This window comes from Streptomyces sp. NPDC057654 (assembly GCF_042800135.1).
Lineage (GTDB): Bacteria > Actinomycetota > Actinomycetes > Streptomycetales > Streptomycetaceae > Streptomyces.
Genome location: NZ_JBHVHQ010000443.1, coordinates 1 through 6,863 on the forward strand (window position 1 = coordinate 1; position 6,863 = coordinate 6,863).

The 6,863-nt window shown below is 73.5% G+C and carries 6 protein-coding genes and 1 pseudogene; 3 read left to right on the forward strand and 4 right to left on the reverse strand.

All coding sequences use genetic code 11. From position 1 onward, the window contains the following. Window positions 1-511: pseudogene (locus ACFU99_RS27180) on the forward strand (hypothetical protein); the annotation flags it as partial. Window positions 512-572: 61 nt separating this feature from the next. Here the strand turns inward: ACFU99_RS27180 and ACFU99_RS27185 are convergent. Next, window positions 573-1,715: an NADH-quinone oxidoreductase subunit D gene (locus ACFU99_RS27185; protein WP_384396682.1), complete on the reverse strand. Its 1,143-nt coding sequence runs from the start codon at window positions 1,713-1,715 to the stop codon at window positions 573-575. An 89-nt stretch (window positions 1,716-1,804) separates the two neighbouring features. Continuing rightward, window positions 1,805-2,863: an SAM-dependent methyltransferase gene (locus tag ACFU99_RS27190; RefSeq protein WP_384396685.1), complete on the reverse strand. Its 1,059-nt coding sequence runs from the start codon at window positions 2,861-2,863 to the stop codon at window positions 1,805-1,807. A gap of 233 nt (window positions 2,864-3,096) precedes the next feature. Between ACFU99_RS27190 and ACFU99_RS27195 the strand changes: the two genes are divergently transcribed. Beyond that, the gene (locus ACFU99_RS27195) at window positions 3,097-4,293 is read left to right on the forward strand and encodes a sensor histidine kinase (protein ID WP_384396688.1); all 1,197 of its coding nucleotides are present in this window, start codon (window positions 3,097-3,099) and stop codon (window positions 4,291-4,293) included. Window positions 4,294-4,370: 77 nt separating this feature from the next. Beyond that, a complete protein-coding gene (locus ACFU99_RS27200; RefSeq protein WP_384396690.1) occupies window positions 4,371-5,045 on the forward strand; it encodes a response regulator in 675 nt (224 codons plus the stop codon). Between the two features lie 11 nt (window positions 5,046-5,056). Here the strand turns inward: ACFU99_RS27200 and ACFU99_RS27205 are convergent, their stop codons facing one another. Both ACFU99_RS27205 and ACFU99_RS27210 read right to left on the reverse strand, forming a co-directional pair. Beyond that, complete coding sequence (locus tag ACFU99_RS27205; RefSeq protein ID WP_384396693.1) at window positions 5,057-5,689, reverse strand: Uma2 family endonuclease; 633 nt, start codon at window positions 5,687-5,689, stop codon at window positions 5,057-5,059. 81 nt (window positions 5,690-5,770) lie between these two features. Beyond that, window positions 5,771-6,853 carry a DUF5937 family protein gene (locus tag ACFU99_RS27210; RefSeq protein WP_384396696.1) on the reverse strand — a complete coding sequence of 361 codons (1,083 nt, stop codon included), beginning with the start codon at window positions 6,851-6,853 and terminating at the stop codon, window positions 5,771-5,773. Between the last annotated feature and the right edge of the window lie 10 nt (window positions 6,854-6,863).

Consider the following 6,863-nt stretch of genomic DNA (forward strand, 5'->3'; position numbering starts at 1 on the left):
CACCGTCGAGGAGGCCCGCCGCCGGGACCTCGCCGAGCGCCTGGCGCAGGACGGCCCGGACGGCGGGGGCGAGCGGGGGAAGCACGCGGCGGCCGGCGCCCGTACGCCCGAAGCCCGTACGCCCGCCGCGGGCGTCGAGGTGGTCCGCGAGCACCACACCGTGCCCGCCGCCGCTGCCGTCGTGCCGCAGCACCCGGCCGCCCGCCGGGCCGCCTCGCGCGAGCAGGGCGGCTTCGACTTCTTCGGTACGGGCGCGGCGGGGACGGCAGCGACCGCGGGTACGGGCGCGGGCGCGCCGAAGGCCATAGCGGCTGCCCCCGCTTCTTCCGCCCAGGCCGGGAAGCCGGACGAGGGCGAGCTGGCCGGGGCGGACCTCGCGGACGTCGTCGGGGACGAGGCGGTCGCCGAGCAGGAGCTCCGCAAGGGTGACTCGGGCGAGGTCATCGACCTGACCGTGCATGACGAGACCGAGCAGATCGACGTCGCGGAGCTGCGCACGGCGATCTCGTAGGGCGGGGCTCAGGCGGCGGGGTCCGCCGCCTCCCCGCCCGCCGGGCCGTCCGTCCGCTGGGCTATTTGTCGATGTCGCCGACGACGAAGAACAGCGAGCCCAGGATCGCGACCATGTCGGCGACGAGCGTCCCCGGCAGCAGCTCCGTCAGCGCCTGGATGTTGTTGAACGACGCCGAGCGGAGCTTGAGGCGGTACGGGGTCTTCTCGCCCTTGGAGACGAGGTAGTAGCCGTTGACGCCCAGCGGGTTCTCGGTCCAGGCGTAGGTGGCGCCCTCCGGGGCCTTGAGCACCTTCGGGAGCCGCTGGTTGATCGGCCCCGGCGCGAGGTCCGCGATCCGGTCGAGGCACGCGTCGGCCAGGTCCAGCGCGTTGTGGGTCTGCTCCAGCAGGCACTCGAAGCGGGCGAGGCAGTCGCCCTCGGCGCGGGTGACGACCTTGAGGGTGTCCTGGAGCTCGCCGTAGGCGAGGTACGGCTCGTCGCGGCGCAGGTCGAAGTCCACGCCGGAGGCGCGGGCGATCGGCCCCGAGACGCCGTAGCCGTGCACGGCCTCGCGGGAGAGCACGCCGACGCCGCGCGTACGGCCCCGGAAGATCTCGTTGCCGAGGACCAGCCGGTCGTACACGTCCATGCGCGACCGCACGTCGGCGACCGCGTGCCGGGCCCGGCCGAGCCAGCCCGCCGGGAGGTCCTCCTTGAGGCCGCCGACCCGGTTGAACATGTAGTGCATCCGGCCGCCGGAGACCTCCTCCATCACGGCCTGGAGCTCCTCGCGCTCCCGGAAGGCGTGGAAGACGGGCGTGATGCCGCCCAGCTCCAGGGGGTACGAGCCGAGGAACATCAGGTGGTTCAGCACCCGGTTGAGCTCGGCGAGGAGCGTGCGTGTCCACACGGCCCGCTCGGGGACCTCCATGCCGAGCATCCGCTCCACGGCCATGACGACGCCCAGCTCGTTGGAGAAGGCGGAGAGCCAGTCGTGGCGGTTGGCGAGCATGATGATCTGGCGGTAGTCGCGCGCCTCGAACAGCTTCTCCGCGCCGCGGTGCATATAGCCGATGACGGGCTCGGCGTGCTGGACCCGCTCGCCGTCGAGGACCAGGCGCAGGCGCAGCACGCCGTGGGTGGACGGGTGCTGCGGTCCGATGTTGAGCACCATGTCGGTGCTCTCCGCGGCGCCGCCGATGCCGACTGTCGTCTCCGTCATGGTGGGTAGTCTCTCAGCTCGTGTGGACGGGGGTACGGGCGTGGGGACGCCGGGCGGAACGGGCACGGGGCGCCCGGGGGCGCGGCCGGTCACCCGGTGAGGGTGGCCGTCAGCTCGGCGCAGGGCGGGCCGACGGGCTGTATGAGCCAGCCGAAGCCGCCCAGGCCCGCGGGGTCGGTCAGCTCGGCGGCTTCCCCGGCCGCGGCGAGGGCCCGTACGTACCCGGCCGGATCGCCGGCCGCGAGGGACAGCGGCGGCCGCCGCCCGTCGACACCGAGCGCCCGTAGGACGTCCCGCTGAGAGCGCGCGACCGGGGCGTGGGCCTGGGCCTGGGGCTGAGCGCCGTCGGAGCCTGCCGCCGCGCACGCGTCCAGGGCGACATGCGCCGTGATGTCGCACGAACCGTCCGGTACCGGCCGCACCTCCCTCCCGTCCCGAAACCCCGTCAGGGTGCCCAGCGGCGGCCGCGCGCCGCGCTCGTGGACGTAGTCGACGGCGACGGCGAGGCCCGAGCCGAGGGCGCGGACGGCGCGCGCCCACGCCGCGTCGCGCGGGAGCCCGATCTCGGCTCTGGTGCCCGGCGGCGCGCCGTCCAGTGGCCACCAGCGGGCCAGCCAGGCGGCGTCCTCGCCGTCGACAGGGCCGCCGAGGGCCTCCTCGCCGTCGGCTTGCACGAGGACCCGGCGGGCGGCGCCCTCGCCGTCGGTCTCGGCGACGTCGACCGGTACGTTGTCCAGCCATTCGTTGGCGAAGAGCAGGCCCGTCAGCTTCGCCGGGGCCTCGTCGAGGCCGGCGAGCCATTCGATGCGCGGATCGAGACCGGCGGGCCGGGGGGCCCGCTCGACGGCGTACGGGCGCAGCCGGGCGGCCACGTCCGCCGGGACGTGCGCGAGCACGCCCGCCGTCAGCTCGCCGCGCCCCGCGCCGATGTCGGCGAAGGCCAGGTCCGGCGGGTGGCCGAGGGCCGCGTCGACGCGGCGCAGCAGCTCGGCGACGGCCGCCGCGTACCGGGGGGAGGCGTGGACGGACGTACGGAAGTGGCCCGCCGGGCCGGGGCCGCCGGGCCGGCGGTAGAAGCCGTGCGGCCCGTACAGCGCGGCCTCGGTCGCCGCCTGCCAGGTCCGCGCTCCGCTCGCTGTGCGCGTCATGCGAGAACGGTATGCGAGGCGGGGCGCGGGCGTTTCGGCCTGTGGATAACTCCGTGCGGGCCGGTCGGGGAGCGCGGCCGGACCGGAGAAGCGGAGGGGCGGAGGGACCGGTTCGAGGTGCCCGTCTCTCCTTCGTGCCGAGTCCGTATCCACCTTGGGGAGTAGACCGGAGGTGCATGGATCGATCGTCCGGCTGACCCCGGCACGTGCTTGCGGTCCCTACGCTGGGTTACGTGCAGCGCCTCTACGACTTCTTCCGCAGGCACCCGACCGGTGTGGACAGCTTCTGGGCTCTCCTGCTGTTCGGGCTGGGCGGGATCTGGCTCGTGCAGGCTCCGAACGGAACCGTCCAGTTCGTCGTGGGCACGGTGACCGTCGTCGGGCTCTGCACGGTGGTCGCCCTGCGCCGCCGGTGGCCGGAGTACATGCTGCTCGTGGCGGTGGGGTGCGGGGTGCTCCAGGTCGCGGGCAACGTGGACGTCCACCCTCCGGACTTCGCGATGCTGGTGATCATCTACACCGCGGCGGCGGACGGGAAGCGCTGGGCGTCCCGGCTGGCGCTGGTCTGCGGCCTGCTCGCGCCGACGATCAACAAGCTGCGCTGGCCGCACAGCGCGGCCACCGGCTGGCAGGGCGTGGTGGCGGTCGTCTTCGTCACGGTGCCGTTCGTGCTCGCCTGGGTGCTGGGCGACTCCGTGCGCACCCGCCGCGCGTACTGGGCGCAGCTCCAGGAGCGCGCCGACCGGCTGGAGAAGGAGCGCGAGGCGCAGGCGCGGATGGCCGTGGCCGCCGAGCGGGCGCGGATCGCCCGCGAGCTGCACGACGTGGTCGCGCACAACGTGTCGGTGATGGTGGTGCAGGCCGACGGCGCCGCGTACGTCCTGGACGGCTCCCCGGAGCAGGCCAAGCAGGCGCTGGAGACGATCTCCGGGACCGGGCGGCAGGCGCTCGCGGAGATGCGGCGGCTGCTGGGCGTCCTGCGCACGGAGGAGGCCGGCGAGGGCGGCGAGTACGTGCCGCAGCCCGACGTGGAGCAGATCAACGACCTCGTGGAGCAGGTGCGCACCGCCGGGATGCCGGTCGACTTCCAGGTCGAGGGGGCGCCGCGGCCGCTGCCGAGCGGGGTGGAGCTGACGGCCTACCGCATCGTGCAGGAAGCGCTCACCAATACCCGCAAGCACGGCGGCCCGAACGTCGGGGCCAGCGTCCGGCTCACCTTCTTCGACGACGGGCTGGGCCTGCTGGTGGAGGACGACGGGCGGGGCGCGCAGCACGAGCTGTACGAGGAGGGCGGCGCGGACGGCATGGGGCACGGCCTCATCGGGATGCGCGAGCGCGTCGGCATGGTCGGGGGGACGCTGGACGCGGGCCCGCGGCCGGGAGGCGGATTCCGGATCAGCGCGCTGCTGCCGCTGAAGGCCGGCCGCTGAAAAGCCCGCCCCAAGGTTCGCCGCCTGGCGCGTGGGGCGCGTACGCTCACGAAACCGCTGAGGAAAGGTAACGCCGCATGTCGATCCGGGTCATGCTCGTCGACGATCAGGTCCTGCTCCGTACGGGCTTCCGCATGGTGCTGGCGGCCCAGCCCGACATGGAGGTCGTCGCCGAGGCCGGGGACGGCATGGAGGCGCTGGAGGTGCTGCGCGCCACCGCCGTGGACGTGGTGCTCATGGACGTGCGCATGCCGAGACTGGACGGCGTGGAGGCCACGCGCCGCATCTGCGCGCAGCAGAACCCGCCGAAGGTGCTGATACTGACCACCTTCGACCTCGACGAGTACGCGTTCTCGGCGCTGAAGGTCGGGGCCAGCGGCTTCATGCTCAAGGACGTGCCGCCCGGCGAGCTCCTCGGCGCGATCCGCGCCGTGCACAGCGGCGACGCCGTAGTGGCCCCCAGCACCACGCGCCGCCTCCTCGACCGCTTCACCCCGATGCTCCCGAGCACCTCCAAGGACCCCTCCAACTCCGAACTCGACCGCCTCACCGGCCGCGAACGCGAAGTGATGCTCCTCGTCGCCCAGGGCATGTCCAACGGCGAGATCGCCGCCCGCCTCGTCCTCTCCGAAGCCACCGTGAAGACCCACGTAGGCCGCATCCTCACCAAACTGGGCCTCCGCGACCGCGTCCAGGTCGTCGTCATGGCCTACGAGTCGGGACTGGTACGGGCCGGGGGCGGGGGGCAGTAGGGGCCGCCCGGTCAGGCGTCGGAGCCTCGGGCCGTGGCGCTCCAGGTCTTGAGCGGCTCGGTGCCGAGGGTGATGCCCACCGGCTCCGGCAGGGTGACGGTCTTGCCGAACGCGGCGGAGTGGCGCTCCTGATAGGAGCCGTCCACGGGCTCGCTGTAAACGGTGACCTCGTCGGCTTCACGGTCGATGAGCAGGTAGACGGGGACGCCGCTCTCGGCGAAGGCGCGGGGCTTCTCGACGCGGTCGCGCTGGTTGGTGCCGTGGTCGTGGGCTTCGTATTCGTGGGTGCTGACTTCGACGGTCATGAGTACGCCCTCGGGGTCGGCCCACTCCCCGGCCCGGACGAAGTGGGCCGTCGGAGCGAGGACGCCGTCGGGACGCGCCCTGCCCTTGCGGTAGGTCTCGATCCTGAGCCCCTGGCCGGTGTGGAGGTCCAGTGCGGGCGCGTGCTGGAGGCACTGCCGCACCAGCCACATGGTGATCGTCTCGTGAAGCCCGTCCGGCACGGCCTTGACCCCCAGCTTTCCCCCGATGAATTCCAGGCGCAGGCCGTCGGCCTCCCTCGTCGCCGCGGCGGCGAGGGCTTCGAACTGCTCCGGCTGCATCTGGGCGTGGGCCTGCGGCCCGTCGTCCACGGCCGTCACGGCTACCTCCTCATACCGGGGATCCGCAGGCTAGCTGCGGCCACTGACAGCCGCCCCGGCCTGGCTCGGCCGTCCCCGTGGTCAGCGCAGCACGCTCTGGAGGAAGTCGCTGCCGATGCGGGCCACGACGGTCAGGTCGAGCTGGTGGAGGACGTAGCGGCCGCGGCGGCGGGTGGTGAGGAGGCCGGCTTTTTTGAGGGTGGCTATGTGGCGGGAGACTTCCGGCGGGGTCAGGTTGTAGGCGGTCGCCAGTTCGCCGGTGGTGTGGGGGCCGCGGGCGAGGGTGCGGCACAGGCGCATGCGGACCGGGTGGGCGAGGGCCTCCAGACGGCACTGGACCACCTGGAGGGCCATCACCTCGGGGAGCTCGGGCGACGCGATCGGGTACTGGATGACCGGTGACCAGCCGGGGCGGTGCAGCACGAAGAGGTGCGGCCAGCCGAAGGCGGTCGGGACGAAGGTGAGCGCGCCGCCGTACGCGCTGGTGCGGGAGCTGGCGAGTTTGTCCACCACGACCCGCGAGCCGTCCTCGGAGAGCGTCACCGCCGGTGAGACCGCGGCCAGCGCCTCGGCCAGGCCCTTGTGCCGCAGCAGATCCGCCTTATGGCGCGCGTCGGCCGCCAGCTGGCCCCGTACGCGCTCCCAGGTGTCCCCGAAGAACGCCTGCTCGCAGTCCTCCAGCAGCCGCCGCAGCCACGCCCGCAGTGCGCGCGGGTCCTCCAGCATCCGGTCCGTGAAATCCGCCTGCCTGGGGCCGCGCGCGGCCGACAGCTCACGGACCCGGGCCCGCTGAGCGGCGTCGACCAGCGGGGACGGCACCTCGCTGCCGTACTCGGCCGAGCAGGTGATCTCGAACGCCGCGGACACGAACGTCTCGTCGTCGATCCGGTCGAGTGCGTCCAGCTCCTCCGCGAGCGTCGCCCCCGGTACGGACGGCAGCAGGATGTCCGAGCGCGCCGACCGCCACAGGAAGTCCGCCTCCGTCAGCCGGTCCGCGAGGTCCGGCTTGAGGGACGCGGCGGTCGCGGTGGCCCAGCCGTGCAGGCCCGGATGGTGGCCCGGCTCCGACAGGGCGTGCAGCATCGCGCCCAGTTCGGCCAGCGGCGACGGGCTGAAGCCGATGCGCTCCAGGGGCAGCCCCGTGATGTCGATGTCCACGCTCATGGGTTCATCG

What these genes read in the sequence shown, in the direction of transcription:
- ACFU99_RS27185 (WP_384396682.1), bottom strand. Translation starts at nt 1,715, where the DNA reads ATGACGGAGACGACAGTCGGCATCGGCGGCGCCGCGGAGAGCACCGAC.
- ACFU99_RS27190 (WP_384396685.1), bottom strand. Translation starts at nt 2,863, where the DNA reads ATGACGCGCACAGCGAGCGGAGCGCGGACCTGGCAGGCGGCGACCGAG.
- ACFU99_RS27200 (WP_384396690.1), top strand. Translation starts at nt 4,371, where the DNA reads ATGTCGATCCGGGTCATGCTCGTCGACGATCAGGTCCTGCTCCGTACG.
- ACFU99_RS27210 (WP_384396696.1), bottom strand. Translation starts at nt 6,853, where the DNA reads ATGAGCGTGGACATCGACATCACGGGGCTGCCCCTGGAGCGCATCGGC.